We start from the raw sequence: 2,122 nt of genomic DNA on the forward strand, positions 1-2,122 counted from the left end.
TCGCCAGAATTCCGGGCTGCACTGTACGGTTGGCAGCCGTCCAGATACCTTTGCAGTTTGCTAAAATTGGACCCAATGTTGAGCAGACACTATATAACGTCCACTTCCCATTGCTTGCCATTGATATTGCTCTTTGGAAATTTCGGATAAATACTTCATAAAGTCACGTGTCATAAAGTCATAATACAAATACGATTTATCTTTATATTCCCACTCCCCAATGAAGCGATATGCCAGAATATCAATTAAAATACCACTAATATCGACCTCATTTTTCTCTTTCCAGGCTCTTGCCATCTTACATAATCTCTTCAGATTATGGTTGGTAGCATTATCTCTAATCCGTATCGCATCTATCTCCGCTCTTGGATCAGTTATCTTCCAGGATCCACCATTATTAGAATTTGGAAAAGTATAGCTCTTACCATCCGAATTAATAAATGCAGGAAGGACCTCAAAATTGATTCCATCCGAGAACGGAACACTAATAATCTGTCCATCTGCCTTAACCCGAGTGACGGAATATGTCTTTTCAATAACCCCCTTGGCTTCTTGAAGCAATGCTGACTGGCCATTGGATGAATAGTCATTAAACTTCTTATACGTTGAATATGGAAGTTGAATCAACATATCGATGTCACTGGAAGATATTTCCGTGTCTCTTCCATATGATCCCACATATAGACTATGAGATGTATTATTGGATGTTAAACCATAGTAATCCTTATTGATTCGACTTGTAATTGCGTGATATCGACTTGATATTGTAGATTGCTTTGAGTCACTAAATCTCAAATGAAGAAGCAATATTAAACCCTGACAACTACTCACCCCCATTAATTTCGTTTACTTTCTACTAATCTCGGTTTACATACTCGAATAATGAGCCACAAAGTTTTCTTGGCCTATTCTTAATCATTGTCTGGTAGATTATCCCCTTACTATCTTGCCAAATAACAATTCCATCAATATGTGTTTGCTCTATCACATACCAACCGGCAGGAACATCATTGAACTCTCTTTCAGAGACAGTGATCCTCACAACATCGAGTGACTTGGCTGAACACACTCCTGTCAGTTCGTGTCCATAATATGATGCAGCTCCCAATTCAGTTACATATTCACGATAATCAGGTGCAAACTTTACGTTCAATTCTTTTTCAGCAGTTGAAATAGCCTCCGGGGCAGCTCCCTTAAACGAAATAAATGCCTCTTTTTCCTTCAGAGCAGTAATAACAGATTTCATTACATTGCCTCCTGCGCCATTTTCAAAATAGCATTCCAAAACTCTTTCTTTTGTGCATTCCATGCCGCATCAGTAACATTCTTTCCTTCATCAGCCCAATGCAAAATCCTGAAGTTCGCTTTTGAGTGATGTTCGGCGTTCGTTAAGATCGCCAATGGAGAATCTGCCTTCATTCCAATATGATGTAACTCATACGGCATACCTGTAGAGTCAATCGGAGCAAGGCCTGCCATCACTCTTTGCACATTCGTACGCCCCATATCATCAACTAATTTCCAGTTAATTTCTCTCAAGAGCGCCCATGAACCATCAGCTAACTGCGTAGGGGCAAGAGAAGCTTTTTTGTAAATGTTATATTCTGCCGTTGAATGAAGACTCTTAATAGCCTCTAATGGCCACTTAGATTCTCGTTGGATGGCTGCAACCTCATTCATTGTAAGGCCGTTCAATGTTGCACCCTTTAATGCTAATGCTTCTTTACCACCGCCAATAACCGCTCCTGAAATAGCGCCCCATTTGAAGCCTTCACTCGCTGCCAATGCACCTGCCTTCAGAGCTTGATCCATATCCTGTGTTTGATATCCTCTGGCAATAGCGGCAGTCGCAAAGCTAAGCGCCCCTGACTCCAAGGCAAATGTTGTGGCTGTTGTCGCAGAAGCCGCAAATATAACGCTGACCGCAGGCGCTACACCTGCTGTCGCTACCGATACGGTGACACAAACCAGTATCACGCCGGTTCCAACTGCAACATTCTTTATGATTTGATCGTATGTATCATCATAAATTTGTGAACTTCCAGAGATTTTACAACTAAAGCACCAGATAACGAGCTTCTTTGCAGTCTCTGGAAGTTTTTCCCGTTTCAGTCTTCCTCTT

At 41.3% G+C, this 2,122-nt stretch carries 3 protein-coding genes; all 3 read right to left on the bottom strand.

The annotated features are described in order from the left end of the window. Positions 1-60: 60 nt before the first annotated feature. Positions 61-837 (bottom strand): SMODS domain-containing nucleotidyltransferase, encoded by a 777-nt coding sequence (locus ISF27_RS13110; protein ID WP_194611909.1) that lies wholly within the window; start codon positions 835-837, stop codon positions 61-63. A gap of 19 nt (positions 838-856) precedes the next feature. Further along, positions 857-1,246, bottom strand: a complete 390-nt coding sequence (locus tag ISF27_RS13115; protein WP_194611910.1) for an SMI1/KNR4 family protein — start codon at positions 1,244-1,246, stop codon at positions 857-859. Beyond that, a partial coding sequence (locus ISF27_RS13120; protein WP_194611911.1) for an HNH/ENDO VII family nuclease occupies positions 1,246-2,122 on the bottom strand: 877 nt, incomplete at its 5' end. The genes ISF27_RS13115 and ISF27_RS13120, both read right to left, overlap by 1 nt.

Source organism: Clostridium vitabionis (assembly GCF_015351765.1).
Lineage (GTDB): Bacteria > Bacillota > Clostridia > Lachnospirales > Lachnospiraceae > Clostridium_R > Clostridium_R vitabionis.